The organism is Polynucleobacter sp. JS-Mosq-20-D10, assembly GCF_018687755.1.
GTDB lineage: Bacteria > Pseudomonadota > Gammaproteobacteria > Burkholderiales > Burkholderiaceae > Polynucleobacter.
This window is the reverse complement of record NZ_CP061305.1, coordinates 1841245-1867239: the sequence shown is the minus strand read 5'-3', so window position 1 is coordinate 1867239 and position 25995 is coordinate 1841245. Positions and strand designations below refer to the sequence as shown.

The window sequence follows — 25995 nt, the reverse complement described above, 5'->3', positions numbered from 1 at the left end:
TAAGACTTTCTCTATTCATTTTTAGGCTAAATTTCTGCGACTGCGTTAGACTGCAGGCGCAGAGTCAATTGGGCAATCGCCGCCTCTTTATTGAGGGGGAGGAAAGTCCGGACTCCATAGGGAAGGGTGATGGCTAACGGCCATCCACGGTGACGTGAGGAATAGGGCCACAGAGACGAGCGTATTTGGTTACGGTGAAACGCGGTAACCTCCACCTGGAGCAATCCCAAGTAAGCAGGCGATGAGGCGTCCCGCTGAGTCTGCGGGTAGGGAGCTTGAGCCGTCAGGTAACTGCCGGCCTAGAGGAATGATTGCCCCTAGATGCAAATCTGGGCGACAGAATCCGGCTTATCGATTGACTCTGCACTTTCTCAATGCTTATTCGTCATTCAGGACGTTGATGGAATAAGTAATTTCTGCTGTTTTGGCGAGCATGGTTGTGGCTGAGCAGTATTTTTCGTGGGACAACTTCACTGCACGCTCAACCTTGGATAAATCGAGGTTTTTGCCTTTAACCGTGAAATGCAGGTTAATTTTTGTAAATACTTTAGGTTCAGTCTCTGCGCGCTCGGCAGTTAGCGTGACATCGCAGGCGCTAATCTCTTGGCGGGCCTTTTGTAGGATCAAAACGACATCAAATGCGGAGCAACCACCGGTTCCCGCCAAAATCAGCTCCATAGGCCTTGGAGCACTATTTTTGCCTCCAGCTTCGGGCGGCCCATCCATTGTGACTTGGTGGCCACTACCAGTTTTTGCCGAAAATGCCATGCCGCCATTACCCAACCAACTTACTTGACATTCCATGTTAGCGACCCCTAATTTAAAAAATTAACCAATATTATCAATAGTTTACCAATAATTACGGGTTTTATTTGCAAGCTGTTTTTTGCTAAAAAGTATCGAAAGATTGATTTTGGTCAATTTTCTTGCGTTGCACCATATTTCTCGATACAATAACCATATTGGTAGTCAGTCTTATATAAGAGATAGTTACCTCCCAGTGTCTCCTCCACTTAAACATAGGTGGATTCCAGCCCAGGACTCGTTCCTGGGTTTTTTTTGGGATATAATTCAAGGCTTTACTGAATTACCGAACCAGTCAGCGGTAATTGTTTTACCAAGTGAATTACTGAATCTGCGAGCTTGCAAATATAAGCAGGGCCAAAGTGGACGTGATTTAGTTGGAGTAATTTTTTTGACTATAACAATTTGAGAAATCATGAAAACTTTTTCTGCAAAATCCCATGAGGTGGTGCATGAATGGTTCGTGATTGACGCTACGGACAAAGTCCTCGGTCGTGTCGCCAGTGAAGTGGCACTCCGTCTACGCGGCAAGCATAAACCTGAATACACCCCACACGTTGATACCGGCGACTTCATTGTTGTCATCAACTCTTCTAAGTTGCGTGTTACAGGCACAAAAGGCTTGAACAAAATTTATTACCGTCACAGCGGATACCCAGGTGGTATCAGCTCCACTAACTTCGACAAGATGCAAGACCGTTTCCCAGGTCGTGCTTTGGAGAAGGCTGTGAAGGGTATGTTGCCAAAAGGCCCACTAGGTTATGCCATGATTAAGAAATTAAAAGTCTACGGCGACGCCAGTCATCCGCATGCGGCTCAACAGCCAAAAGCGTTAGAGATTTAAGGAAACCAAATGGCTATTAATTACGGAAATTGGAATTACGGTACAGGTCGTCGCAAGAGCTCTGTAGCACGTGTATTCATTAAATCTGGCAAAGGTGAGATTACTGTTAACGGTAAACCTATCGATGCTTACTTTGCTCGCGAAACATCACGCATGATCGCTCGTCAGCCTTTGGCTCTCACAGCCCACCTAACAACCTTTGATATCAAAGTAAATGTTAGCGGTGGCGGTGAAACTGGCCAAGCTGGTGCAGTTCGTCACGGTGTTACTCGTGCATTGATCGACTACGACAACACTTTGAAGCCAACTCTGTCTAAAGCAGGTTTGGTGACTCGCGATGCTCGTGAAGTTGAGCGTAAAAAAGTTGGTCTGCATGGCGCGCGTCGTCGTAAGCAGTTCAGCAAGCGCTAATTCTTTCAGTCGCTTCAGTTTTATCGAAAGGGTCGCGCAAGCGGCCCTTTTTGTTTCTACAATCTAGGTATTAGAAGGATAAAATTCATCTGTCGGTATTTTGGAGAATGGCATGATTAAAGTTGGCATTGTAGGTGGCACTGGATATACCGGGGTGGAGCTACTGCGCTTGTTGGCGCAGCATCCCGAAGTCAAGATTCAGGCAATTACCTCTCGCACAGAAGCTGGCATGCCAGTGGCCGAGATGTTTCCCTCTTTGCGTGGTCGCATTGATCTCAAGTTCACCACACCGGATGAAGCCAAATTAAATGAATGCGATGTTGTGTTCTTTGCAACGCCACATGGCGTAGCAATGGCACAAGCGAAAGAATTACTTGCTAACAATGTGAAGATTTTGGATCTGGCTGCCGACTTCCGTTTAAAAGATGTCAAAGAATTTGCTAAGTGGTATGGCATGGAACATGGCTGCCCAGAAATTTTGGCTGAAGCAGTTTATGGTTTGGCAGAAATCAATCGTGAAGCAATTAAAAAAGCCCGCGTCGTGGGTTTAGCTGGCTGCTATCCCACTTCTGTTCAACTGGGACTGGCTCCATTGCTTTCACCAAAGTCTACTGGTGGTAAACAGCTGATTGATGGCACGCATATTATTTCTGACTCTAAGTCGGGCACTTCAGGTGCTGGACGTAAGGCAGAAATTGGGACTTTATTATCAGAATCTGGTGATAACTTTAAAGCTTACGCTGTTAAAGGCCATCGCCATCTTCCAGAAATTGTCCAGGGCTTGAAGGCTATCGCCGGTCACGATCAGATTGGTCTGACATTTGTGCCGCATCTGACGCCAATGATTAGGGGTATTCATTCAACCTTGTATGTGCGTTTGACTGAGGCTGGAATGAAAATAGATTTCCAAAAGCTCTATGAGGATTTCTATAAAGGCGAGCCTTTTGTGGATGTCATGCCGGCTGGTAGCCATCCAGAAACACGCTCTGTGCGAGGTAGTAATGGCTTGCGGATCGCCATCCATCGTCCCGGTGACGGTGATACTTTAGTGATTTTGGTGGTTGAGGATAACCTAGTGAAGGGTGCTTCTGGCCAAGGCATTCAGTGCATGAACCTGATGTTTGGGCTGCCTGAGACCACTGGATTGACACAGATTGCTGTTTCACCATAATGGAAGCAGTTACAAAGACCCTTCAGCAAGCTTGGAATTAAAAGCCTAAAATAAACGATCGCCTTTTGAATTAGGAGTAAATCATGACCCAATTAGCTACGCAAGAAACTGCACAACCAGCACAAGACTTAGCCGAGCCACCAACCCCACTGGTATTTACGGACAGCGCTGCTGCAAAAGTGGCTGACTTGATTGCTGAAGAAGGGAATCCAGAATTGAAGCTACGCGTGTTCGTTCAGGGCGGCGGTTGTTCAGGATTTCAATACGGCTTTACATTTGATGATGCTGTGAATGAAGATGACACCCTATTTGAAAAAAATGGCGTGACTTTGTTGGTGGATTCAATGAGCTTCCAATATTTAGTTGGTGCTGAGATTGATTACAAGGAAGATATCAACGGCTCACAGTTTGTGATCAAGAATCCTAACGCGCAAACAACTTGTGGTTGTGGCTCTTCTTTCTCCGCATAAGAACAAGCTTAATCACTTAAGCAGGATAGCAAGCGCCTAGGATTCTAGGGCCTTTCGCTCCCGTAACGGCTGGCAGATTTGCTGGCCGTTTTTCTTTATGAGCCCATGCTAACCATGCGAACGCAAGACCTTCTACTAGTTGGGGATCAATTCCAAGTGCATCACTGGTCATAATATCGAGCGAGTTTTTAAATACTGCTTTAGCTCTGATTTTAAATGCATCTAGTAATGCAGTATTGCGGGTACCACCACCACAGATAATGAGAGTCTGGGTTTGCGGTGCATAACGAAGCACTGCTTGGAGTGACGAGTCCACAGTCAGTTGCAATAGCGTCGCTTGTACATCTTCCGAGTTGATGTTTTCTGAACCAATGTGCTTTTGCAGCCACTCCAAATGAAAGTCGTCACGGCCTGTACTTTTTGGCGGTACTTTTGCAAAAAATGAATCAGTCATCATTCTTATAAGTAGTGCTTGATTGACTTTTCCTTGTGATGCCCAGGTACCATTCTCATCAAAGGTATGCCCTTGTTGATCTGCAATCCAGGCATCCATTAACATATTGCCCGGACCACAATCAAATCCCCTTACTTCACCCTTGCTGGGCAGGAGGGTGAGATTGGCAATGCCGCCGAGGTTTAATACGGCAATATTGTTATCTGTAGCAAACTGTTGTGCATGAAAGGCTGGCACTAAGGGGGCGCCATGACCACCAGCAGCGAGGTCCCGACTTCTAAAGTCTGCGACGACATCAATTCCGGTTAGCTCTGCAAGAAGCGCTGGGTTGAGAGTCTGGTGCGTATAAGCCAGATGATGAGCAAGATCAGCTTGATGGCGAATGGTCTGGCCATGGGCACCAATTGCACTGATATCTGCAGGAGCAAGATTATTCTGGGCGAGCAAATGCTTGACTGCATCTGCATAGGCTAGTGCGAGGGCATTGGCGGCCTGATTTTCCCGGTGAATCTCGTTTAGACCAGGACTCTGTAAGTCCAAAAGGGCTTTACGTAACTCAGGAGTAAATACAGTGCTCATGGACCCTAAAAGGCTGGTATCACCAGCCGCCCCAATCTTTGCCAGTACAGCATCTATCCCATCTAGGCTGGTGCCAGACATCAGGCCAATGTAGAGGGTGTGGGGCTTATTCATGCGGTATCAGGGCTTTATTCTCAGGAATGCGACAATTATGCTTTAGCAATCTAAATACTAATTTAACCCAATCAGTCCACCAATACAGCATGACGGCTAAACCAGAACAAAAATACCCACTGACCCCCGAAGTTTTTGCAGCCCTTGAAATAACAAAAAGGGGTTGTGATGAGTTATTGGTTGAGACCGATTGGATTCAAAAGCTAGCTAAGAGTCAGGCAACAGGCGCCCCTTTGCGTATTAAGTTGGGTTTAGATCCTACTGCGCCTGATATTCATTTGGGTCATACGGTTGTTTTGAACAAGTTACGTCAGCTCCAAGATTTAGGTCATACCGTGATTTTCTTGATTGGTGATTTCACGAGCATGATTGGTGATCCTTCTGGACGGAATGCAACACGCCCTCCACTGACTGCTGAAGAAATTGCTGTCAATGCTCAGACTTACTATCGTCAAGCGAGCATGGTGCTCGACCCCGCTAAAACTGAAGTCCGCTATAACAGTGAGTGGTGTGATCCACTGGGTGCACGCGGCATGATTCAGCTGGCGGCTCGATATACTGTTGCGCAAATGTTGGAGCGCGATGACTTTACCAAGCGCTACCGTAGTGGCGTACCCATTTCCGTGCATGAGTTCTTATATCCGTTGATGCAAGGCTACGACTCTGTTGCTTTGAAGAGTGACTTAGAGCTTGGCGGTACTGATCAGAAATTCAATCTCTTAGTTGGGCGCGAGCTCCAACGTGAGTATGGCCAAGAGCCACAATGTATTTTGACAATGCCACTCCTCGTTGGTTTGGATGGCGTGGATAAGATGAGTAAGTCCAAAGGTAATTACATTGGTATCAGCGAGCCTGCTGGTGAGATGTTTGGCAAGCTCTTGAGTATCTCCGATGAATTGATGTGGGATTACTTCACATTACTGTCATTCCGCCCTATGGCTGAAATTGATTTAATGAAGCAAGAAGTTGCTGCCGGCAGAAACCCTAAAGATTGTAAAGTGCTACTCGCACAAGAAATCGTCGCCCGTTTCCATTCGCAAGCTGCTGCTCAAAAAGCTTTGGAAGACTTTAATCATCGAGCCAAAGGCGGTGTGCCAGATGACATTCTTGAAGTCAATATTTCGGGTGCACCGATAGGTATTGCTAACCTACTCAAAGCTGCAGGCCTTGCCCCATCTACATCAGAAGCCATGCGGAACATCGAGCAGAACGGCGTAAAGATTAATGGCGTAACAGTTGCTGATAAGCAATTTAAGGTTCAGGCCGGTACCTATGTTGTGCAGGTAGGCAAACGTAAGTTTGCTAAGGTTAGCCTGACTTAAGTTTGAATTAAGTCTTAGGACTCTATTGCGGAGTTACTTGGTGGTGTGAGCCCAAAGTGCTCATAAGCCTGACGCGTTGCCACTCTGCCTCTAGAGGTTCTTTGTAGGTAGCCTTGTTGAATTAAGTAAGGCTCTAAGACATCCTCAATGGTGTCACGTTCTTCGCCAATCGCAGCTGCTAAGTTATCAATACCTACAGGGCCACCATCAAACTTATGCAAGATGGCTTCCAGTAATTTGCGATCCATCACATCAAAGCCACTAGGATCAACATCTAGCATTTTCAACGCTGCATCAGCCATTGCTTTAGTGATGGTGCCGGTCCCTTTTACTTCGGCGTAGTCACGCACCCGACGCAATAGGCGATTAGCGATACGAGGAGTGCCTCTAGCACGCTTCGCAATCTCAATTGATCCTTCGGGGTCAATATCAGCTTTGAGTAAGCTAGCGGAGCGCGTAATAATTTTGGTGAGTTCTTCAGTGGTGTAGAACTCGAGTCTTGCCACGATACCAAAACGATCGCGCAGTGGATTAGTTAGCATGCCAGCGCGAGTGGTTGCACCAATTAAAGTAAACGGTTTGAGATCAATCTTCACGCTACGCGCTGCAGGGCCTTCACCAATCATGATATCTAAGCTGTAGTCCTCAAGAGCGGGATAGAGAATTTCTTCAACTACCGGAGAGAGGCGATGAATCTCGTCAATAAAGAGGACATCGTTTGCTTCTAAATTGGTTAGCAATGCCGCAAGGTCACCAGGCCTATCTAGAACTGGTCCACTAGTTTGGCGTAAGTTCACACCAAGCTCTCTGGCGATGATATGGGCTAGGGTAGTTTTACCAAGCCCTGGAGGGCCAAAGAGTAGAACATGATCAAGCGCTTCTTGTCTTGCTCTAGTCGCGGTAATAAAAATCTCTAATTGGGTGCGAGCCTTGGTTTGGCCAACATACTCATCAAGTTGTTTTGGGCGCAAGGCTCTTTCAAAAACGGCTTCAGAATTACCTACTGCACCGCTAACGATGCGGTCATTGCCTTCTGGTAAATCTTCGGGGATTGAGCTGAGGTCTTCTGTGTGGATTGCCATACTGCAAGTGTAGTGGTGTTTGGGTGACTAGTTATGAAGACTTCGAGAGGTATTTCAGGCCCATGCGGATGCCATCTGATACGGTGGTATCTGACGGAATTTGTTTGAGAGCGAGATGAGCCTCTTTTTCAGAATAACCCAGCGCCAAGAGGGCTTGTAATACCTCGCTGCTTGCTTCAACTACCTGGGGCTTACCGCCAACAATTCCTAAATCCGGAGCTAATTTTCCTTTAAGTTCAAGGCATAGACGCTCAGCAGTCTTTTTGCCAATACCAGGTACTTGAGTTAGGCGCCCTGCCTCTTGCATGGCAATCGCTTGCGCCAATTCATTGACGCTCATGCCAGAAAGTACCGCAAGTGCCGTGCGTGAACCAACGCCGCTGATCTTGATCAGTTGTCTAAATGCTTCACGCTCAGTTTCAGTAGCAAAGCCAAAGAGCTGCTGCGCATCTTCTCGGACTTGGAAGTGGGTCAGTAGTGTAATTGTTTGATTGGTCTCTGGCAGTTGGTACAGGGTGCTCATGGGCACATCGATCTCATAGCCAACACCTTGGCAATCTACCAAGAGGCGGGGTGGATGAACTGAAACGAGAATGCCTTGTATGCGACCAATCATGTAAAGATCTTAACCTGTTTGGATTGTTATTTCTTGCTACTCTTTTTGGGCGCAAGCGCAGTAGCAATTACTTTTGGTATTTGGGCATGGTGAGCAGCGCAAATAGCTACCCCTAAAGCATCTGCTGCGTCTGTTCCAGGCGCACGGCTTAGGCGCAGTAAACGTTTCACCATTTCTTGAACTTGTGGCTTAGTAGCTCTACCAGTTCCCACGATGGACTGCTTTACTCTCAGTGCGCTGTATTCAGCAACGGGAAGCTTATCTGAGACTAAAGCTGCAATCACCGCACCACGAGCTTGTCCCAGCATGAGGGTGGAACGAGGATTGACGTTCAGAAATACTTCTTCGATAGCAGCTTGCTCTGGGTGGTAGGTCCCTAAAACCTCTTTAATGCCTGCGTACAAGATTCCCAATCTTTCAGGAAGTCCTTGTGCTGGATCACCACTTTCAATCGTTCCAGAGGCTACATAGTTCAGCTTTTGGCCATCAACATCAATGACGCCAAAACCGGTTGTTCTTAGACCTGGGTCGATTCCTATCCAGCGCATGAGTGTTTTGAATATTCTCTTGTTTACTGTATTGCTTAGTGACGGAAGTGACGAGTACCAGTAAAGATCATAGCGATGCCATGTTCATTGGCTGCCGCAATGATTTCATCATCACGCATACTGCCACCAGGCTGAATGGCACAACTTGCACCACCATTCACCACCACATCTAAGCCATCGCGAAATGGGAAGAAAGCATCACTTGCCACTGCAGAGCCTTTAAGACTTAAGCCTGCATTCTCAGCCTTAATGCTTGCCATACGAGCAGAGTCGACACGGCTCATTTGGCCGGCGCCAATACCAAGCGTCATGCCGTTAGCGCAATACACAATCGCGTTAGACTTCACAAACTTCGCAACACGCCATGCAAACATCATGTCGTGCATTTCACTTGGGGTTGGAAGACGCTTGCTGACAACACGCATTTCATTTTCAAGAACATTCTTCGCATCGGGGGATTGCACTAGTAAGCCACCGCCCACGCGTTTGAAGTCAAAAGCATTAAATGCAGTGCCAAAAGGAATCTCTAGGAGGCGCACATTTTGTTTCGTAGCAAAGAGGGTTTTAGCTTCAGCACTAAAGCTAGGTGCAATTAACACCTCTACAAACTGCTTAGAGATTGCTTCAGCTGTAGCGCCATCGCATGGTACGTTGAAGGCAATAATTCCACCGAAGGCTGAGCTTGGATCAGTCTTGAATGCCTTTTGATATGCCTCAAGGGTATTGGCAGCAACAGCTACGCCACAAGGGTTGGCATGTTTGATGATGACGCAGGCTGCGGCACCACTAGCGTTACCAGTAAAGCTCTTGACGCATTCCCAAGCAGAGTCAGCATCAGCAATATTGTTATAGGACAACTCCTTGCCTTGCAGTTGTTTGTAATTAGCAAGTGCACCATCAACTGGATAGATATCTTTGTAGAAAGCTGCGGATTGGTGTGGATTCTCACCGTAACGCATCTCTTGTACTTTTTCAAAGGCAAGATGGAGCGTTTCTGGATAGGCAGAACGTGTCTTGTGTTCTAAGTCATCACCTAGTGATGAGAGATAGTTAGCAATAGCACCATCATATTGAGCAGTATGAGAAAATACTTTCTTAGCTAGACCCAAGTTGGTCTGATAAGACACTCTGTTCTTATTGGCTCTCATCTCTTTGAGAACAGGAGCGTAATCTTCTGGAGAAATCAACACAGTCACATCTTGATGGTTCTTGGCAGCAGCACGCAACATCGCTGGACCACCAATATCAATGTTCTCAACTGCATCTTCAAATGAACAATCTGCTTTAGCAACTGTTTCATTAAATGGATAGAGGTTAATGACGAGCATGTCGATCGTATCGATGCCATGTGCTTTCAATGCAGCCATATGCTCAGGAAAATCTCGGCGGGCTAATAAGCCACCATGCACCATTGGATGCAAGGTCTTCACGCGACCATCGAGCATCTCTGGAAACTTAGTAAGAGAAGATACTTCCACTACAGGTAAATTATTTTCAGCCAGTAGTTTTGCAGTGCCACCAGTAGAGATTAGCTTGATGCCTTGCTCATGGAGGGCTTTGGCGAAGGGCACAATGCCATTTTTATCAGAAACAGAGAGTAAGGCTGTGCGGATCATATTTTTAGAGGGTTTGATTAATCAAGATTTTGCAAATAGGGTCTGACTTATTTCAGGAGCTGGTGCTCAACTAACTTCTTGTGAAGCGTATTGCGGTTGATGCCAAGGTATTGTGCCGCCAAAGATTGATTCTGCTTTGCGTGCTGCATTACTAATTCGAGCATCGGCTTTTCAACCACTGCGAGAACCATTTGGTATAAGTCGGATGGAGGTGTTCCTTTGAGATCATCCAAGTAAGCTTGGAGTTGGGTCTCAATACATTCGGTGATGGGGTGCTTATTGGTCATGGATAAATTAAATAAAAAACCTAAATTTAGGCTGCTTCTAAAAATAACAAATGATCTGAATGGGATTTCATTTCATTGAAAAAATCATTCACCATTTGTAATTGAGTTTTGCAATCATCGGCAGTATTCATTCTTTGGCGGAAGGCATGGGAGTCACGCAATCCCTTACAGTACCAGCCGATGTGCTTACGCGCTGTGCGCAAGCCGACATATTCACCATAAAACTCATAATGATCAATGAGATGAGCATTCATGATCTCTTGAATTTCATTAATCTGCGGTGTTGGTAATTTTCCGCCCGTTTCCAGAAAATGATTAATCTCACGAAAAATCCAAGGACGTCCCTGAGCAGCACGACCAATCATAATGGCATCGGCACCAGTTTCTTTTAAAACAAACTGTGCTTTTTCTGGAGTGGTGATGTCGCCATTGGCAACTACTGGAATGGCAACACTATTCTTCACCGCAGTAATGGTCTCGTATTCAGCTTCACCGTGATATAAATCAGCTCGTGTGCGACCGTGAACGGTCAGCATGGAGATGCCGGATTGCTCAGCCAGACGCGCAATATAAATCGCATTTTTATGCTCACGATCCCAACCTGTTCGAATTTTCAAGGTCACAGGTACAGCATCAGGACCTACTCCTACAGCCTGAACTACGGCTTCTAAAATTTGCTGCACCAAAGGCTCATCTCTTAGTAGTGCGGAACCAGCCGCAACATTACATACCTTTTTGGCTGGGCAACCCATATTGATATCAATAATTTGGGCGCCATGATCGACGTTCAGTTTGGCGGCTGCAGCCATCATCTTCGGATCAGCGCCAGCAATTTGGACTGCGATAGGCTTAAATTCACCTTGGTGGTTAGCGCGACGCTGGGTTTTCTCGCTCTTCCAAAGCAATGCATTCGAGGCGATCATTTCAGATACGGCATAACCAGCACCGAGTTTTTTGCAAAGCTGACGAAATGGACGATCCGTTACCCCGGCCATTGGGGCAACAAACAATTTATTTGCGAGAAGGTGTGGGCCAATCTTCATGTGTTTTGGGCTGGGTTCCGGAGGTTTTTTAGTGCTGGGGAAAGGGTGACACTTTAGCACAAATCAGTCTGCATTTGCCTAAAAAATAGGCACACTCTATGACAAAAGTCACACAGGGAGTATTTGTATCGTGGAGGCTATTCCAGCCTCTTAGCGCCTGCCAAACATCATCTGCCGAGCTAGAGCTGTTTTGAGGGGAGGGAGCCATTGGAGAGCTGTTAAGGCCAATCCACGGCCAACCACAATAGGCAGTAGGTTGGAGGTAAAGATTCTGGCCATGAAGTCAGTTAGACCTATGGTGGCAGACCGATCGAGCTTACGACTTTGAGCATACTCCTGCAAGGTAGTTTCGATGGCTAGAGGGGTTTTTTGATCCTCAGGCTTGGAGAAGAGGATGCTGAGTTTTTCCGCCAAGAGATAAGCATCCCGTAATCCAAGGTTAAGACCTTGTCCCGCAACGGGATGCAAGGTCTGGGCAGCATTACCAATCCAAACCTCCTTGCCTTGAGTAATTTCTTTGCGGTAATTGAGTCCTAGATCGTAAAGTCGGCGATCTTGGATTTTGAGAAATTGTCCAATGCGTGAGCCAAACTCGACTTGCAAGCTTTTCAGAAAATCAGCGTCACTTAAAGCCAGCCGTGCTTGTGATGAGCTTGGGGTTCCGCACCAAATCAGATTCAGAATATTAGGGCCGTAGTGACTGGGTAGAACAGCCAAAGGCCCTTCAGAAGTGAAGCGCTCCCACGCTTGGAAGGGTGACCCATTCTCAACCTCGACTAAGCCGACTAAGGCAGATTGTTCATAGTCTCTGCCAGATTCCACCCAGTCTTGGGTTTTAAATAAACCACCTTCAGCATGAACTACACATTTGGCTTGAATATTTTCAACATCGGTATTGGTATCAATATGTCTCCAAACAAAATGGGGGCTATTGGCTTGAATAGCTCTTAAGGCTTTGCGCAGCGTGAGATGAATATCACGATAACGAATGATGTGGCCTAAGGCTTTTTGACCAAGTTCTTCACGAGTCATCAAAGCGCGACCAAAGCGGCCCGCTTGCGATACATGTACCCGATGAATATCAGCGCATTCAGTAGGCCATGCATTGATGGTGTCTAACAACAGCTTGCTGCCGTGCGATAGGGCCACCCCCCTGCTATCAGCAGTAGCTAAATCTTCATCATCCACAGGATTACGATCCAGTAGAGCGATATTGGCTTCAGGAAATTTTTGCAAGCACCATGCTGCACAGGCTAAGCCTACTGGCCCACCGCCCTGAATCACAATATCGAAATTCTCCGTTGACATGCTTGGTAATCTGCTTTGTATTGTTAGCGTTTTAATTATTTTTCATGAGTGCTTCGATTTCATCAGCTTTAACCGGCACGCCACGAGAAATCAATTCACATCCTGAATCGTTCACTACGGCATCATCCTCAATGCGGATACCGATATTCCAAAAGCGCTCATCTACATCATCAGAAGGACGAATATATAAACCTGGCTCGATAGTGAGCGCCATGCCTGGCCTCAAAACGCGCCATGGCTTTTCTGGGGAACTTGATGCTGTGTCAAGTGGTTCGCGATATGAGCCAACGTCATGAACATCCATGCCCAGCCAATGTGAGGTACGGTGCATATAAAAGCGACGATAGGCTCCAGTCTCAAGTGCATTATCCAGAGAGCCTAATTCCGCAAGCTTTAGCAGCTTCTCATCAAGTAAGCCTTGAGTGAGTACTTTAAGAGCTGCCTCATGTGGTTGCATAAATGTATTACCAGGCTTAGTCATGGCGATAGCGGCTTCCTGCGATGCAAGCGTAATGTCATACAGTGCGCGTTGTTGACCTGTGAATGTCCCATTCACTGGGAATGTGCGAGTGATATCTGAAGCATAACTATCAAGCTCGCAACCTGCGTCAATGAGGCACAGATCTCCGCCACGTAGTTCAGTATCACCAGCACGGTAATGCAGGATGCAGGAGTTAGCGCCGCCCGCAACAATACTGTTGTAGGCCACGCTTTGTGCCCCGCTGTGGCGGAACTCGTGAAGTAGCTCTGCTTCGAGATGATATTCACGCATTCCGGGTTTGCAGACTTGCATGGCACGAATGTGAGCGCGCGCAGAAATCGCGGCGGCACGACGCATGATGTCAATCTCATGGACATCTTTAAAAAGACGCATCTCATGAATCAAACTTTCTACATCATGAAATTCTGAAGGAGGATTGACACCAGCACGAGCCTGAGCTCGTACTTGTTTCATCCAATGGCGTAAGCGACGATCTATTTCAGCGCTTTCTGAAAGGCGAATATAGACAGCATCTTGATCGGCCAATAAATCACTGAGCTTGCTATCTAAATCATGATTGCTGTGAGCGTATTCCACACCTAAAACTGCAGGAGCCGCGTCTGGCCCTAAGCGAATGCCATCCCAAATTTCACGTTCTGCATCTTTAGGTCTGCAAAAAAGATGTGATTCCAATTGAGGTTGTGATGTTGATCCAGCAATCTTGAGTACGAGGCTAGCACCTGGCTCTTCAAAGCCAGTGAGGTAGAAAAAATCACTGTCGTGACGATAGGGAAACTCACTATCTCGATTACGCGCAGTCTCAGGTGCTGTAGTGATGATGGCAACGCCACCATCAGTTTTAGCGCAGATCAGTTTTGCGAGTTCAACTCGACGTTGTTGGTAAATGACGGATTTATTCATTCGCTGCATTAAGTTCTTGTAATCGTTGGGGTGTACCTACATCGTGCCACGGTCCGTGATATTTTTCACCGGACACTCTATTTTTAGCCATGGCCTCCCTCAAAATTGGAGCTAGCTTATTAGGCGCATCTAATTCCAAGTCCTTGAAAAGGTCTCGGTGGTAGAGTCCGATACCAGAAAAGGTGAGTTTTTCAGCGCCATCCAGTGGTTCATTGGTTACCTGGGAGTCCTTGATATAAAAGTCACCCTCAGAATGCTGTACTGGGTTGGGAACCATCAAAAGGTGTGCCAGAGGTTTGCTTGGCATACTTCGTAAGTCAGAAGCTCGGTCTAAGAGCTTCTGAATTGGCAGATTTGGGCTAAAAACATCCCCATTGATGACCAGGAAATAATCGCTTGGGTTCAGTAAGGGCAGTGCTCTTCGAATACCGCCCGCCGTTTCAAGGGCGTTGGCTTCTGGGGAGTAAGTGATATTGAGGTTAAATCGATTGCCATCCCCTAAGGCCTCTTCAATCTTATTGCCAAGCCAAGCATGATTAATCACTACATCCTGAATACCTGCTGCACTCAGTGCCTCCAAATGCCAGGCAAGTAAGGATTTATTTTTGATGCTGAGTAGCGGTTTGGGTAGCTCATCTGTCAAGGGACGCATGCGTTCACCTCGACCTGCTGCTAGTAAAAAGCATGGAATGAGATTGGGCTTATTCATAATGAATGACTTTTAATCTTGAGCAGGGCGCGTCGATTCTAAAATACGTGCCAAGGGCTTTAATTCAATATAGCGATTGGCAGTGGCAATCGCATATTCGAGTACCAAGGGAATATCTTTGAGATAGCCATCTTTGCCATCGCGATGAAATAGCCTTGCAAAAATACCCAAGATCTTCAGATGCCGTTGTAAACCCATCCATTCAAAGTCACGATAGAACTGACCAAAATCGTTTGGCATTGGCAAGCCTACTTGACGACCTTCTTCCCAAAATTTAATGACCCAATCAATCACACGTTCTTCAGGCCATAAAATATAAGCATCACGCCAGAGTGAAGATGCATCGTAAGTGATCGGACCATAGACTGCATCTTGAAAATCAATTACGCCAGGATTATTTTTTTCAGTCACCATCAGATTACGTGAATGGTAGTCGCGGTGGACATAAACTTTTGCCTGTGCAAGATTATTTTGAATAATCAGTTCAAATGCTTGCTGAATCTGCAAGCTCTGAAGTTTGCTTAATTCGATGTGCAGATGTTTTCCTAAATACCACTCAGGAAATAAATCTAGCTCACGTTTCAGCAATATCTCATCGTAGTTTGGCAACACATCTGGTTTGCTTGCTAATTGCATTTGCACTAAAGCGTGTGTTGCATCTTTATAGAGAGAGTCAGCACTTTCCAAATTGAGTTCTGCAAGATAAGTTTTAGCGCCCAGATCGTTGAGTAAAAGAAAGCCCTCAGCGACATTCTTTTCTAGGATTTTCGGAACATTTAAACCAGCATTTTCGAGTAATAAATCAACCTGAATAAAGTTATCTAAAGGCTCATGTTGGGGCGGGGCATCCATCACGATCAAAGTTGGAAAATCCGGGTTTTTGGACGCAATCCGAAAATACCGTCTAAAGCTGGCATCTGCCGAGGCAGGGGTCAAAGTGGGGAGATCTAATTGCCAGCTAGGTTCAAGGCCTTTTAGCCAGTTGCGGAGGGTGTCTAAGCGAGAGTCAGTCATGGTCGATTCGTATAATAAGGCGGGTCTGGAACTATGAGTCATTATCGCCGTCGCGCCGGCCTTTGCGCCCCTCTTTTTGAAACTGTTACCCTGCGCTTAGTGATGGGGGTTGTACTGTCGCAATTTGCACTCGCAATTCAGGCTCAGGCACCTGCACCTTTACCCCCTTCTGCGCAATCTTTAGCTGGCTCTGCTAATTCCGTTTTAATCCCCGATCGTGGCGATGTTACTGTCTTGAAGCTGGACGATCAATTACGAGTTGGTAAACCGATTAATGATGGACAAGCTTTAACTTTTACCTCCAGTGACTCGATTGACGGAATCGTTGATCGCGAAATGAGCTTAAAAGGGCGCGCACAAATTCGTCGTAATGGCGCAGTTATTAAAGCAGATGAAATTAAATATGATCCCGATTCTGACGTAGCTAATTTATCTGGCAATACGGAGTTTTCAAAAGGCAATGCATCATTCAAAGGACCGAAGGCGCGCTTTAGAGTTGATGCTCGTGAAGGGGAAATGGAAACCCCTAACTACGAGCTGCGTGATAACCGTGCGAGCGGTAATGCAAAAAAACTGACGATCGAAACTACTGATGTATTCGTGTTTGATACAGCCACCTACACAACCTGTACTCCAGAAAATTTAGATTGGTATTTCACAGCGAGTACGCTGGAGATTGATAACGAGCAAAAAGAAATGGTTGGTACGCATGGGGTCATGCGATTCTTTGATGTGCCCATTATCTACACGCCTTACTTCACTGCACCAACCTCTAATCAACGTCGCTCCGGAATTTTGGCGCCAGTAGCTGGATACAACTCTAATAATGGCTTTGATACAACATTACCCTATTACGTTAGCATCGCACCAAATCGAGATCTGCTGTTGTTGCCACGTTATATGAGTCAACGCGGCACACAATTAGGCGCATTGCATAGATTCATGGATACGAACTATGCTGGAACATTTGCTGGCGATTACTTGCCTTACGATAAAAAGACTGGCACTGATCGTTGGCGCTATGACTGGCAGCAGAGGCAAAACTTTAGTGGCGACTTGTTGGGTGTGGGTGGCATCCCCAATGCTGGTGCTTGGACTGGTTATGCCAATATCGCGCGGGTTTCGGATAACTTATATCCAACTGACTTTTCGCAAAGTATGGCCGGCGCAATTACCAGCCAGTTTCGACAAGAAGTTGGTACTTCCAAAAACTTGACTGGCAGCTTAAGTAATTGGACTGTTGGGGCAAGAGCGATGACATTCCAGACTTTACAGCCTGACCCTACCGTGACTGTGCAGTCTCCATACAATATTTTGCCGAATGTCACGGCTGCCTATAACAATCGTTTAACACCAGCAGTTGCAGATACTAATGGAAAGTACATTACCTTACCCACGGGCCCTGCAACCACTTTTTCAACAGATTTCACACGCTTTGCCTATAACATTGGTGGTAACTTGGCGGCAACTGCTCCGGGCGCTTATAGCCAAGCTGATCGAACGGTGATCAAGGGTGCTATTGCTCTTCCCCAGATTACGCCTGGTTACTACATCACTCCGAAAGTAAGTTTTCAGTCAAACACCTATAACGTAACGCCATACAACCCTGTGGGTGCTCCAGCCGCTCAAGGCTTCACCATTCCCACATTCAGCTTAGATTCAGGGTTGGCATTGGAAAGAGATGCAGCCGAATTAAAAGGTTTCTTTGGGCGCGATATGTTGCTCACAATGGAGCCAAGAGCTTTTTATGTCTACACACCATTTGAGAGTCAGGCTCAAACTCCTTTGTTTGATACGGCGGATGCCGGTTTTGGCGTAAGTCAAATTTTTAGTGAAAATACTTTCGTTGGTAATGACCGTATTGCGGACAACAATAAACTGACTGGTGGCATTACCAGTCGCATGATTGAGGCCAATACAGGCGCAGAACGAGCCAACGTAACTCTCGCACAACGTCAAGCCTTTACGGGGCAGAAAGTAGGTCTCAACGGCACCATTGCAAATCCTACAACCTATTCGGACACATTGGGCTCTGCTTCAGTTCGTCTGCTTGGCAACTTTAGTACAGATGTATTTGGGCAGTACAACACTCAGCTGAATCGCTTAGTCCAAACAACGGTAGGTGGTAGTTGGCGACCTACGCCTGGAAGAAGCTTGAATTTTGGCTATCGGAATGTTTGGACTCCACCAACACAAGCATCTCTTCAGAATAACCAGGCTTTTGTCCCCGCAGCAACCACCACTGATCAATATAATATTTCAGGGCAATGGCCTATTACGCGTGAAGTATCTGTGTTGGGTCGCTGGGGTTACGATGCTTTAACGACCAAAACGCTCAATACGCTGGTGGCTTTAGAGTGGACGCGTGACTGCTGGACCTTACGCGGCGCTTACTCTCAGATGCTCAACACCTCACAAATCACAACTACACAGGTTTTATTCCAAATAGAATTTAGGGGTTTTGGTAGCGCTGGTAGTAATCCAGTTGATATCATGAAGCTAAATGTTCCCGGATATATGCCTACTTCCAAGCCTATACCACCTTCAATTTATGAGAACTATCAATGATGCGTAGGAATCGATTTAACCAGGCACTTGCAGCCATAATTTTGGCTGGCCTTGCTTTACTGCCTCAGTTCGCGTTTGCGCAAGAAAGCTCAAAGATTTCAGCTGATAGCAAAATTCGGAACATTGATGGTGTTGCGGCAGTTGTGAATACAGGCTATGTGACACGTAAAGAAATTGATGATCGGATCATTGCTCTGCAAAAGCAGGGAGGTAAGCTCCCTGATGCTACCGCGTTGCGCAAGACAGTGTTGGAGCGCCTCATCCTTGAAAAAATTCAATTACAAAATGCTGAGCAAGAAGGTGTCACACTAAGCAATAAAGAGCTGGATAAGATTATTGGTGATATTGCTGCCAAGAATAAATTCACACTTGCTGAGTTAAAGGTACAGATTACCGCTACTGGAAGTACTTATGACCGCTATCGCCAAATGTTGCGTGATGATGTGATTATTAGTCGTTATCGAGAGCGGGAGGTCGAGGGCAAGATCAAGATTTCTGATGCGGAGGTAGATAACTTTATTTCTGATCGCAATCGTGCGGTAGTTGGTGGAGGAAAGCCCGTACGCTCGACCCCTGCTGTAAAAGGTGAGCCAGAAGAGATCGACGTTGCGCAGATTTTTATTCCTGCAGATGCCAATGCTGGGGCTGGTGCTCAGGCTGAGGCAAAGAAGAATGCAGAAGTCCTTTTACGTGAAGCGCGTGGTGATGTAGATTTCTTGCAGTTAGGTGCAATGGCTGCGAAAGATAATCCAAAAATTAAGTTTCAAGATTTGGGTTACCGTACCCCAGATCGCCTACCGCAATTGTTTTATGAGGCCGTCAGAAATACAGGCAGTGGACAAGTTGCTAATACTGTAGTGAAGAGCCCCGCTGGCTATCATGTTTTGAAAGTCTTAGACCGTCGCGCACTAGTTGCTGGCGCTCCTGAGCCGCAGCAAACCGCCCCCCAAGAAAGTCCTGCCACCCCGCAAAATATTATGGTGACGCAGACTTTGTCTCGCCATATTTTGTTGCGTAGTCGTGCGGGCTTGACAGACCAGGATGCTGAAAGACGCCTTGCGGGTTACCGTGATCAGGTTCGTGCAAAAACTGCAGATTTCGGCGATTTAGCTAAAAAATATTCTGAAGATGGATCTGCTGCCAATGGAGGTAATTTAGGTTGGATGGGTCCTGGTGATTTAGTCCCAGAATTTGATCAAGCAATGAATCGCTTGCAAATAGGTGAAGTCAGTAATCCAGTGAAGACTGAATTTGGTTGGCATTTAATTCAGGTACTCGAGCGCCGTGAAGCGCAGTTGACTGTAGAGAAGCAGCGCCAATTCGCCCGAGCAGCCATTCGTGAACGTAAATTTGAGCAGGCTTATCAAGATTGGTTACGTGAATTACGCGACACTGCTACGGTGAAGATCATTAACGCAGATGATCCAGCAGCCAGCCCCCGTTAATCTCGTTATTAGCTCTGGAGAGCCTGCAGGGATTGGTCCAGAGGTCTCTATTGCAGCTGCATTAGCCTTCTTGCAAGAGCAGCCTGCAAGCACGATTACTTTGCTTGGCGATTGCAGCTTATTTTCAGCCACTGATATCCCTAAAAAACTTTCTAATCGCTTGAAGCTTGAATCTATTGTGCTAGCTTCTCCAGTCACTGCGGGTCAATTAAATCCTACCAACGCAAAATATGTCCTGAGTATTCTGGATACTGCGGTTAAGGGCTGTCTTGGTGGTCGTTTTGATGCCATGGTGACTGCACCAATACAAAAGAGCGTGATCAACCAAGGCAATACTTCAAATGAGGATTTATTTACCGGACATACGGAATACCTAGCAAAGCTTTGTCATCAAGATCATGTTGTCATGATGTTGTGCGCGGCATTACCATCTGGCTTCTTAGACTTGCATAAAAGCCGTGACCTTCGTGTAGCCTTGGTCACAACCCATCTGCCTTTAAGGGAGGTTTCTGGTGCTCTCAACCAAGAGTATGTTCTGGAAACCATTCAGATTGTCGATCGGGATCTGCGGACAAAATTTGGCATTGCTAAACCTGTCATTCGGGTAGCGGGACTCAATCCACATGCAGGTGAATCAGGCTATCTTGGGCGCGAAGAAATTGATGTCATTATTCCCGCTATTGAGGCTGCTAAAGATTTAGGTATTCAAGTAAGTGGACCTTATCCAGGGGATACGATGTTTGATGCTAAGGCTTTGGATAGCGTGGATGCGTTTATTGCGATGTATCACGATCAAGGTCTGGCGCCATTCAAGTTTGTCAGTTTTGGTGGTGGCGTGAATGTCACCCTAGGCCTACCGATTATTCGCACTTCAGTGGATCATGGCACTGCGCTAGACATTGCTGGAAAAGGTCTTGCAGATCCAGGCAGCATGTTAGAGGCTTTGCGACTCGCCTATCAACTAGCGGAAAATGTAAAGAACGCAAAGAATCTATCAACATGACGCATCAAGCCCGTAAACGATTTGGTCAGAACTTTTTGCAGGACTCAGGAGTCATCTACTCCATAGTTGCAGCAATTAATCCCAGTGAAAATATGCACGTGATTGAGATTGGCCCTGGCCTTGGCGCATTAACAAGGCCTTTATTAAGTAACCTAGAGCACCTAGATCTTTTAGAAATTGATCGAGATTTGGTGGCTTACTGGAATCAAGAAAATCTCAAGGGTCTGAATGTCATTGAGGGAGATGCCCTCAAGTTTGATTTTCTGGAATGGGCAAATGCACGCTCAGCTAATAGTGGTCTTTGTAAGGTAGTTGGAAATCTGCCGTACAACATCTCCTCTCCATTACTCTTTCATCTTGTTTCTGCTGCCCATGCAATTGATGAGCAGGTATTCATGCTGCAAGCTGAAGTGGTTGAGCGCATGGTCTCTAAGGCTGGCGGATCTGAATTCAGTCGGCTTTCCGTTATGTTGCAAGCGCGCTACGATATGGAGCAAGTCTTAGAGGTTCCCCCTGAAGCATTTGATCCTCAGCCTAAGGTCAATTCGGCTGTCGTGCGAATGATTCCGCGTAGAGATTTTAATTTGAGTGGTGCGCAGTGGCATGCTTTGGAAAAAGTAGTAGCTGCAGCATTCTCTCAAAGAAGAAAAATGCTGCGTACGAACTTATCAGTCTTTGCTGATCGACTGTCTTTATCTGCATCTGAATTAAAAGCGCGTGCTCAAGATATTCCGGTGGAGCGCTATATAGAATGGGCTAAAACTTTAGCCCATTAAACTTCTGGTTTTACTGGTAAGCAGCAGGATCAATCACCCGCATTTCAGCTTCAATCCACTTCTCTACCTCTTGATGAAGTTGACCACCTGTTTTTCCAGTAGAGGTAATGGCAGGACCGATTGAGAAGATCACTGTGCCTGCTTGCTTTAGAAAACTATTCTTAGGCCAGCAACGACCGGCATTGTGGGCAATCGGAATAACCAAAGCTTCAGTAGCGCTCGCCAGCCTTGCGCCACCTTTGCTATAGGGCTTGTGAGATCCGGTAGGCGTTCTAGTTCCCTCTGGAAACAATAAGATCCATTTACCTTCACTTAAGCGTTTTTTCCCTTGACCTACAACGGAGATGGCGGCAGTTTCTTTACTATTGCGATTGATATGAATCATCTTGAGTAAAGCTAAAGCCCAGCCAAAAAAGGGAATCCAAAGCAATTCTCTTTTAAAAACAAAGCATACTTGCTTAGGTAGCAAGGCAATGTAGAAAATAGTTTCGTAAGCAGATTGGTGTTTGCTAAGAACAACAACGGGCTTATCTAAAACCGCCATCATGTTTTCCATCCCGCGAATTTCGTAACGAATTCCACAAAGAGGCTGCAAAATCCAGATGACAACCTTATTCCAAAGTCCAATAAAGCGATAGCGATTCTCGGGATTGAGGAATGGGAAAACTAGGATACAAAGTACCGACCAGATCGGCGTGAATATCAGCAAAAAAAGGGTAAATAGGGCTGAGCGAATAAAAGTCATATTGGCATTAAACCTGATCTTGTAAAAGTGCAGTAGCAAATGCCATCAAATCCGCATGAATCTGCGTCCCCTCGGGAAGCTTGCCTTTTTCTAAGGTTTTACTACCTTTGCCAGTCAGCACTAAATGCGGGCTGGCACCCAACGCAACTCCCGCCTGCAGGTCACGCAAGGAGTCGCCCACAATCGGCACCCCTGATAAAGGTGAAGCATTTTGATTTTTCTTATAGCGAAGGGCTATCTCCTTCATCATCCCCGGTAGAGGCTTACGGCAATCGCATGCATTGGCGTCAGTATGGGGGCAAAAGAAAATACTATCGATATGACCACCTAAGGGTTTGAGGAGTTTATCCATCTTGCTATGCATTGCATGCAGATCATTGATATTGAAATAGCCTCGTGCCAAACCAGATTGATTAGTTGCTACAGCGATTTGATAGCCCGCTTGGTTCAGTAGTGCAATAGCCTCAAGACTACCTGGTAGTGGAACCCACTCATCGCTCGACTTTACATAATCATCTCGATCTTCATTGATCACGCCATCGCGATCAAGAATGATTAGTTTAGAGGAGCTGATGATCATACTAATTTGCCGAGGTCGGCAATAAGATTCATTTTCTGGTGAAGTTGTTGCAGGAGGGCTAAGCGGTTATCGCGTAACTCTGGATTGGGATCCATCACCATGACATCGGCAAAGAATTGATCGATTGGAGTACTTAAGGCTACGAGTGCTTTCAAGAGATCGACAAACTGACGTTGCTCATAAGCAGTGGTCAGTGTTGGGGTGAGCTTCTCAAGCACTTCGTATAGGGCGATTTCAGCGGGAACTTGTAAAAGCTTGCTTGAGCAAGTCGCTGGAATAGCAGTGGTATTCTTTTTCAGAATATTGCTGATACGCTTGTTGGCAGCAGCTAACTGAGCAGCTTCTGCCAAGGCGTTAAATTCACGCAATGCAGTTAAGCGATCAATTAAGTCATTTAATTGGGCAGGTGATTGACTTAATACCGCATCAATCTCTTCGGTAGTGAATGGCTTGCCAGCAACAGCCTGATCGCGCAAGTAAGCACGTAGACGATCAATAATGAAAGCGTAAATATCTTCAGCCTTCGCTTTTTCTTGAACGTCTTTCTGGGGAAATTGTTTCCGTGCCAGCTCAATGAGCTTAGGCAGACTGAGGCTGAGATTCTTCTCTAGTAAGAGCCGGCAGATTCCAAGAGCATGACGACGCAGGGCGTAGGGGTCTTTATCACCAGTTGGTGCAAGGCCAACACCCCAAATGCCAACAAGAGTTTCTAGCTTATCGGCAATCGCTAAGATGGTGCCGGTTTGAGTTTGGGGCAATACATCACCAGCAAAGCGAGGCATGTAATGCTCGCTACAAGCAGAGGCTACTTCGGAATTTTCACCATCATGCGTGGCGTAGTAACGGCCCATGATGCCTTGGAGCTCTGGGAACTCACCAACCATATCGGTTAATAAATCCGTTTTAGCAAGCTCAGCAGCACGGCTAGCAAGTGTCTCATCAGCCGATAAAGTTTTTGCAATACCAACAGCAATACCTTGAACACGCTTGGTGCGATCTAATTGATTGCCGAGCTGATTGTGATAAACCACTTTTCCTAGATCAGCTACGCGAGATGCCAGTGGGCGCTTTTGATCTTGTTGGAAGAAGAAGCGTGCATCGGAAAGTCGTGGACGTACTACACGCTCATTGCCGGAAATAATTGCTGCTGGTTTATCGGTCTCAATATTAGAAACGATTAAGAAGCGATTGCGTAACTTACCTTGTTGATCAGTTAGAGCAAAGTATTTTTGATTGGTCTGCATTGTCAGAATCAAGCATTCTTGTGGAACTTCTAGGAACTCTTGATCAAAGTGACACTCATAAATTGCTGGCCACTCTACTAAGGCAGTTACTTCGTCTAACAGGCTATCTGGCATCAGTACTAAATCAGTACCAGCAGCCTTTAATAATGCGGATTCGATCAATTCACGGCGCTTGTTAAAGCTTGGTAACACTTTTGCTTTAGTGGTGAGGTCAGATTCATACTGATCTGCAGAGGCAATAGTAATGGCGCCTGGAGCCAGAAAGCGGTGACCTTCTGTTTGGTTTTCTGCGTCAATGCCTAATGCGCTGATATGCAATGTTTGTTTGCCGTGTAGAGCGATAATGCGGTGCGCTGGACGTGCAAACTCAACGTCTGCTAGTTCACCATTTTTCTGCAGCACTTGGTAATGCATCATTTTGGCGATAGGCAATTTGCTCAGAGTTTGCTCGAGTGCTTCCTGAGCGGTTTGCTCTAATGCCGCACCTTTTGCAATGACATTGAGATACAACGCTTCATTCTTGCCTTCGCCCGCTTTTTCTAAAGTGGAGAGATCGATATCTGCATAGCCCAAAGAGGCCAATTTCTTTTGCAGTGGTGCAGTCGGTTTTCCATCGGCATCAAAAGCAATGCTGGTCGGTAGTAATTTTTCACGTACTGGATAGTCTGGAGCTTGGCTCAAGACATTGGTAATTTGAACCGCAAGGCGACGCGGTGTAGCGTAGCCAGTAGCAAGAGAGTGATCACTCAAGAGGCCTGCGACCTTCAGAGTCGCATAAATACCCTCACTAAAAGCATCGCCTAAGCGGCGTAATGATTTTGGTGGAAGCTCTTCAGTAAATAACTCAATTAGAAGGTTGTCTGCTTTAGAGAGGGAATTCGGTGTACTCATAATTAGATCGAGCTGATTAGGCTTTGGATTGACGTTGGCACATCGGGAATCCTAATTTCTCACGAGACTCAAAGTAAGCCTGCGCTACTGCGCGCGAGAGATTGCGGATGCGTCCGATATAGGCTGCACGCTCGGTAACCGAAATGGCGCCACGGGCATCCAGTAAGTTAAAAGTATGTCCAGCCTTGAGTACCATTTCATAAGCGGGCAAGGCTAATGGCACCTCCATCAAACGTTTAGCTTCACTTTCATAGTTAGTGAAGTTGGCAAACAAGAGATCGGCGTTGGAGTGTTCAAAGTTATAGCAAGACTGTTCCACTTCATTCTGGTGGTACACATCACCATAAGAGATGCCATCTGCCCAAACGAGGTCGTAAACGTTGGAGCAATTTTGGATATACATTGCCAAGCGCTCAATGCCGTAAGTGATTTCGCCCAAAACAGGTTTGCAGTCGATGCCACCCACTTGTTGAAAATAGGTGAACTGCGTCACCTCCATACCATTGAGCCAGACTTCCCAGCCTAAGCCCCAAGCGCCTAAGGTTGGATTTTCCCAATCATCCTCAACAAAACGCACATCATTCTTTTGAAGATCAAGACCCAAGGCGGCAAGCGAACCTAAGTAGAGCTCAAGAATATTTTCTGGTGCAGGTTTCAGTACTACCTGGTACTGGTAGTAGTGCTGCAGGCGATTCGGATTTTCTCCGTAGCGACCATCTTTGGGTCTACGTGAAGGTTGGACGTATGCTGCTTTCCATGGCTCAGGGCCAATGGCTCTCAAGAAAGTAGCTGTATGGGATGTACCGGCACCGACCTCAAGGTCAATAGGTTGCAATAGGGCGCAACCTTGTTGGTCCCAGTAATCTTGGAGTTTTAAAATGATTTGCTGAAAAGTAAGCATGATGTACCTGGCTAAGCCTTTGATTTTACATGGCTAAGCTAGTGAACT

25 protein-coding genes and 1 other RNA gene are annotated in these 25995 nt (G+C 46.3%); 10 read left to right on the top strand and 16 right to left on the bottom strand.

All coding sequences use genetic code 11. The features are described 5' to 3' along the window. Window positions 1-60 precede the first annotated feature (60 nt). Window positions 61-367, top strand: an RNA gene (gene rnpB, locus FD967_RS09545) — RNase P RNA component class A. Window positions 368-378: 11 nt separating this feature from the next. Here rnpB and FD967_RS09540 read toward each other — a convergent pair. After that, complete coding sequence (locus tag FD967_RS09540; protein ID WP_215325816.1) at window positions 379-804, bottom strand: OsmC family protein; 426 nt, start codon at window positions 802-804, stop codon at window positions 379-381. Window positions 805-1219: 415 nt separating this feature from the next. Here FD967_RS09540 and rplM point away from each other — a divergent pair, with 415 nt between their 5' ends. The 4 genes from rplM to erpA all read left to right on the top strand — a co-directional run bounded on the left by rplM (window position 1220) and on the right by erpA (window position 3700). Then, a complete protein-coding gene (gene rplM, locus FD967_RS09535) occupies window positions 1220-1648 on the top strand; it encodes a 50S ribosomal protein L13 (protein WP_015422034.1) in 429 nt (142 codons plus the stop codon). Window positions 1649-1657: 9 nt separating this feature from the next. Continuing rightward, window positions 1658-2059: a 30S ribosomal protein S9 gene (rpsI, locus tag FD967_RS09530; protein ID WP_215325815.1), complete on the top strand. Its 402-nt coding sequence runs from the start codon at window positions 1658-1660 to the stop codon at window positions 2057-2059. A gap of 112 nt (window positions 2060-2171) precedes the next feature. Beyond that, window positions 2172-3230, top strand: a complete 1059-nt coding sequence (gene argC, locus FD967_RS09525) for an N-acetyl-gamma-glutamyl-phosphate reductase (protein WP_215325814.1) — start codon at window positions 2172-2174, stop codon at window positions 3228-3230. 83 nt (window positions 3231-3313) lie between these two features. Further along, complete coding sequence (erpA, locus tag FD967_RS09520; RefSeq protein WP_012358423.1) at window positions 3314-3700, top strand: iron-sulfur cluster insertion protein ErpA; 387 nt, start codon at window positions 3314-3316, stop codon at window positions 3698-3700. A gap of 16 nt (window positions 3701-3716) precedes the next feature. Here erpA and FD967_RS09515 read toward each other — a convergent pair whose 3' ends face one another. Then, window positions 3717-4847, bottom strand: a complete 1131-nt coding sequence (locus tag FD967_RS09515; RefSeq protein WP_215325812.1) for an anhydro-N-acetylmuramic acid kinase — start codon at window positions 4845-4847, stop codon at window positions 3717-3719. Between the two features lie 89 nt (window positions 4848-4936). On the opposite strand from FD967_RS09515, the gene tyrS reads away from it, so the two are divergent. After that, a complete protein-coding gene (gene tyrS / locus FD967_RS09510; RefSeq protein WP_215325810.1) occupies window positions 4937-6169 on the top strand; it encodes a tyrosine--tRNA ligase in 1233 nt (410 codons plus the stop codon). A gap of 14 nt (window positions 6170-6183) precedes the next feature. Here tyrS and ruvB read toward each other — a convergent pair whose 3' ends face one another. The 10 genes from ruvB to FD967_RS09460 all read right to left on the bottom strand — a co-directional run bounded on the left by ruvB (window position 6184) and on the right by FD967_RS09460 (window position 15794). After that, window positions 6184-7251 carry a Holliday junction branch migration DNA helicase RuvB gene (gene ruvB, locus FD967_RS09505; protein ID WP_215325808.1) on the bottom strand — a complete coding sequence of 356 codons (1068 nt, stop codon included), beginning with the start codon at window positions 7249-7251 and terminating at the stop codon, window positions 6184-6186. 31 nt (window positions 7252-7282) lie between these two features. Beyond that, window positions 7283-7867 carry a Holliday junction branch migration protein RuvA gene (gene ruvA / locus FD967_RS09500; RefSeq protein ID WP_215325806.1) on the bottom strand — a complete coding sequence of 195 codons (585 nt, stop codon included), beginning with the start codon at window positions 7865-7867 and terminating at the stop codon, window positions 7283-7285. Between the two features lie 26 nt (window positions 7868-7893). Beyond that, complete coding sequence (ruvC, locus tag FD967_RS09495; protein WP_215325804.1) at window positions 7894-8415, bottom strand: crossover junction endodeoxyribonuclease RuvC; 522 nt, start codon at window positions 8413-8415, stop codon at window positions 7894-7896. A gap of 35 nt (window positions 8416-8450) precedes the next feature. Then, window positions 8451-10031, bottom strand: a complete 1581-nt coding sequence (purH, locus tag FD967_RS09490) for a bifunctional phosphoribosylaminoimidazolecarboxamide formyltransferase/IMP cyclohydrolase (RefSeq protein ID WP_215325803.1) — start codon at window positions 10029-10031, stop codon at window positions 8451-8453. A gap of 47 nt (window positions 10032-10078) precedes the next feature. After that, on the bottom strand, window positions 10079-10318 hold the full coding sequence (locus tag FD967_RS09485; RefSeq protein WP_215325802.1) for a helix-turn-helix domain-containing protein: 240 nt from the start codon (window positions 10316-10318) through the stop codon (window positions 10079-10081). 26 nt (window positions 10319-10344) lie between these two features. Beyond that, window positions 10345-11361, bottom strand: a complete 1017-nt coding sequence (gene dusB / locus FD967_RS09480; RefSeq protein WP_215325801.1) for a tRNA dihydrouridine synthase DusB — start codon at window positions 11359-11361, stop codon at window positions 10345-10347. 150 nt (window positions 11362-11511) lie between these two features. Next, window positions 11512-12669: an FAD-dependent monooxygenase gene (locus tag FD967_RS09475; RefSeq protein ID WP_215325800.1), complete on the bottom strand. Its 1158-nt coding sequence runs from the start codon at window positions 12667-12669 to the stop codon at window positions 11512-11514. 31 nt (window positions 12670-12700) lie between these two features. Then, window positions 12701-14071 carry an aminopeptidase P N-terminal domain-containing protein gene (locus FD967_RS09470; RefSeq protein WP_371819291.1) on the bottom strand — a complete coding sequence of 457 codons (1371 nt, stop codon included), beginning with the start codon at window positions 14069-14071 and terminating at the stop codon, window positions 12701-12703. Next, window positions 14064-14780, bottom strand: a complete 717-nt coding sequence (gene murU, locus FD967_RS09465) for an N-acetylmuramate alpha-1-phosphate uridylyltransferase MurU (RefSeq protein ID WP_215325798.1) — start codon at window positions 14778-14780, stop codon at window positions 14064-14066. The genes FD967_RS09470 and murU overlap by 8 nt, the downstream gene beginning before the upstream one ends. Before the next feature lie 12 nt (window positions 14781-14792). Then, window positions 14793-15794, bottom strand: coding sequence for an aminoglycoside phosphotransferase family protein (locus FD967_RS09460; RefSeq protein WP_215325796.1), 1002 nt, complete (start codon window positions 15792-15794; stop codon window positions 14793-14795). Window positions 15795-15827: 33 nt separating this feature from the next. Between FD967_RS09460 and FD967_RS09455 the strand changes: the two genes are divergently transcribed. From FD967_RS09455 to rsmA, 4 genes are read left to right on the top strand one after another with little or no spacing between them, the layout of a single operon-like run. After that, complete coding sequence (locus FD967_RS09455) at window positions 15828-18362, top strand: LPS-assembly protein LptD (RefSeq protein WP_215325794.1); 2535 nt, start codon at window positions 15828-15830, stop codon at window positions 18360-18362. Beyond that, the gene (locus FD967_RS09450) at window positions 18362-19807 is read left to right on the top strand and encodes a peptidylprolyl isomerase (RefSeq protein WP_251369031.1); all 1446 of its coding nucleotides are present in this window, start codon (window positions 18362-18364) and stop codon (window positions 19805-19807) included. Before FD967_RS09455 ends, FD967_RS09450 begins: the two co-directional genes overlap by 1 nt. After that, window positions 19782-20810, top strand: coding sequence for a 4-hydroxythreonine-4-phosphate dehydrogenase PdxA (pdxA, locus tag FD967_RS09445; protein ID WP_215325789.1), 1029 nt, complete (start codon window positions 19782-19784; stop codon window positions 20808-20810). The genes FD967_RS09450 and pdxA overlap by 26 nt, the downstream gene beginning before the upstream one ends. Next, the gene (gene rsmA, locus FD967_RS09440) at window positions 20807-21586 is read left to right on the top strand and encodes a 16S rRNA (adenine(1518)-N(6)/adenine(1519)-N(6))-dimethyltransferase RsmA (RefSeq protein WP_215325787.1); all 780 of its coding nucleotides are present in this window, start codon (window positions 20807-20809) and stop codon (window positions 21584-21586) included. The genes pdxA and rsmA overlap by 4 nt, the downstream gene beginning before the upstream one ends. Window positions 21587-21596: 10 nt before the next feature. Here the strand turns inward: rsmA and FD967_RS09435 are convergent, their stop codons facing one another. From FD967_RS09435 to glyQ, 4 genes are read right to left on the bottom strand one after another with little or no spacing between them, the layout of a single operon-like run. Next, window positions 21597-22331 carry a 1-acyl-sn-glycerol-3-phosphate acyltransferase gene (locus tag FD967_RS09435; protein WP_215325786.1) on the bottom strand — a complete coding sequence of 245 codons (735 nt, stop codon included), beginning with the start codon at window positions 22329-22331 and terminating at the stop codon, window positions 21597-21599. A gap of 7 nt (window positions 22332-22338) precedes the next feature. After that, the gene (gene gmhB / locus FD967_RS09430) at window positions 22339-22911 is read right to left on the bottom strand and encodes a D-glycero-beta-D-manno-heptose 1,7-bisphosphate 7-phosphatase (RefSeq protein ID WP_215325785.1); all 573 of its coding nucleotides are present in this window, start codon (window positions 22909-22911) and stop codon (window positions 22339-22341) included. Further along, entirely contained in the window at window positions 22908-25046 is a 2139-nt protein-coding gene (glyS, locus tag FD967_RS09425; RefSeq protein ID WP_215325784.1) for a glycine--tRNA ligase subunit beta, read from the bottom strand. Before glyS ends, gmhB begins: the two co-directional genes overlap by 4 nt. 16 nt (window positions 25047-25062) lie before the next feature. After that, window positions 25063-25947 carry a glycine--tRNA ligase subunit alpha gene (gene glyQ / locus FD967_RS09420; RefSeq protein ID WP_215325783.1) on the bottom strand — a complete coding sequence of 295 codons (885 nt, stop codon included), beginning with the start codon at window positions 25945-25947 and terminating at the stop codon, window positions 25063-25065. Window positions 25948-25995 lie beyond the last annotated feature (48 nt).

Excerpts from the sequence above, each read along its gene's own strand:
- rpsI (WP_215325815.1), top strand. The coding sequence starts at position 1,658 with ATGGCTATTAATTACGGAAATTGGAATTACGGTACAGGTCGTCGCAAG.
- FD967_RS09450 (WP_251369031.1), top strand. The coding sequence starts at position 18,362 with ATGCGTAGGAATCGATTTAACCAGGCACTTGCAGCCATAATTTTGGCT.
- rplM (WP_015422034.1), top strand. The coding sequence starts at position 1,220 with ATGAAAACTTTTTCTGCAAAATCCCATGAGGTGGTGCATGAATGGTTC.
- ruvC (WP_215325804.1), bottom strand. The coding sequence starts at position 8,415 with ATGCGCTGGATAGGAATCGACCCAGGTCTAAGAACAACCGGTTTTGGC.
- FD967_RS09435 (WP_215325786.1), bottom strand. The coding sequence starts at position 22,331 with ATGACTTTTATTCGCTCAGCCCTATTTACCCTTTTTTTGCTGATATTC.
- FD967_RS09460 (WP_215325796.1), bottom strand. The coding sequence starts at position 15,794 with ATGACTGACTCTCGCTTAGACACCCTCCGCAACTGGCTAAAAGGCCTT.
- FD967_RS09470 (WP_371819291.1), bottom strand. The coding sequence starts at position 14,071 with ATGAATAAATCCGTCATTTACCAACAACGTCGAGTTGAACTCGCAAAA.
- FD967_RS09540 (WP_215325816.1), bottom strand. The coding sequence starts at position 804 with ATGGAATGTCAAGTAAGTTGGTTGGGTAATGGCGGCATGGCATTTTCG.
- FD967_RS09485 (WP_215325802.1), bottom strand. The coding sequence starts at position 10,318 with ATGACCAATAAGCACCCCATCACCGAATGTATTGAGACCCAACTCCAA.
- argC (WP_215325814.1), top strand. The coding sequence starts at position 2,172 with ATGATTAAAGTTGGCATTGTAGGTGGCACTGGATATACCGGGGTGGAG.
- glyQ (WP_215325783.1), bottom strand. The coding sequence starts at position 25,947 with ATGCTTACTTTTCAGCAAATCATTTTAAAACTCCAAGATTACTGGGAC.
- purH (WP_215325803.1), bottom strand. The coding sequence starts at position 10,031 with ATGATCCGCACAGCCTTACTCTCTGTTTCTGATAAAAATGGCATTGTG.
- dusB (WP_215325801.1), bottom strand. The coding sequence starts at position 11,361 with ATGAAGATTGGCCCACACCTTCTCGCAAATAAATTGTTTGTTGCCCCA.
- tyrS (WP_215325810.1), top strand. The coding sequence starts at position 4,937 with ATGACGGCTAAACCAGAACAAAAATACCCACTGACCCCCGAAGTTTTT.
- ruvA (WP_215325806.1), bottom strand. The coding sequence starts at position 7,867 with ATGATTGGTCGCATACAAGGCATTCTCGTTTCAGTTCATCCACCCCGC.
- FD967_RS09455 (WP_215325794.1), top strand. The coding sequence starts at position 15,828 with ATGAGTCATTATCGCCGTCGCGCCGGCCTTTGCGCCCCTCTTTTTGAA.
- gmhB (WP_215325785.1), bottom strand. The coding sequence starts at position 22,911 with ATGATCATCAGCTCCTCTAAACTAATCATTCTTGATCGCGATGGCGTG.
- rsmA (WP_215325787.1), top strand. The coding sequence starts at position 20,807 with ATGACGCATCAAGCCCGTAAACGATTTGGTCAGAACTTTTTGCAGGAC.
- glyS (WP_215325784.1), bottom strand. The coding sequence starts at position 25,046 with ATGAGTACACCGAATTCCCTCTCTAAAGCAGACAACCTTCTAATTGAG.
- erpA (WP_012358423.1), top strand. The coding sequence starts at position 3,314 with ATGACCCAATTAGCTACGCAAGAAACTGCACAACCAGCACAAGACTTA.
- FD967_RS09475 (WP_215325800.1), bottom strand. The coding sequence starts at position 12,669 with ATGTCAACGGAGAATTTCGATATTGTGATTCAGGGCGGTGGGCCAGTA.
- ruvB (WP_215325808.1), bottom strand. The coding sequence starts at position 7,251 with ATGGCAATCCACACAGAAGACCTCAGCTCAATCCCCGAAGATTTACCA.
- pdxA (WP_215325789.1), top strand. The coding sequence starts at position 19,782 with ATGATCCAGCAGCCAGCCCCCGTTAATCTCGTTATTAGCTCTGGAGAG.
- murU (WP_215325798.1), bottom strand. The coding sequence starts at position 14,780 with ATGAATAAGCCCAATCTCATTCCATGCTTTTTACTAGCAGCAGGTCGA.
- FD967_RS09515 (WP_215325812.1), bottom strand. The coding sequence starts at position 4,847 with ATGAATAAGCCCCACACCCTCTACATTGGCCTGATGTCTGGCACCAGC.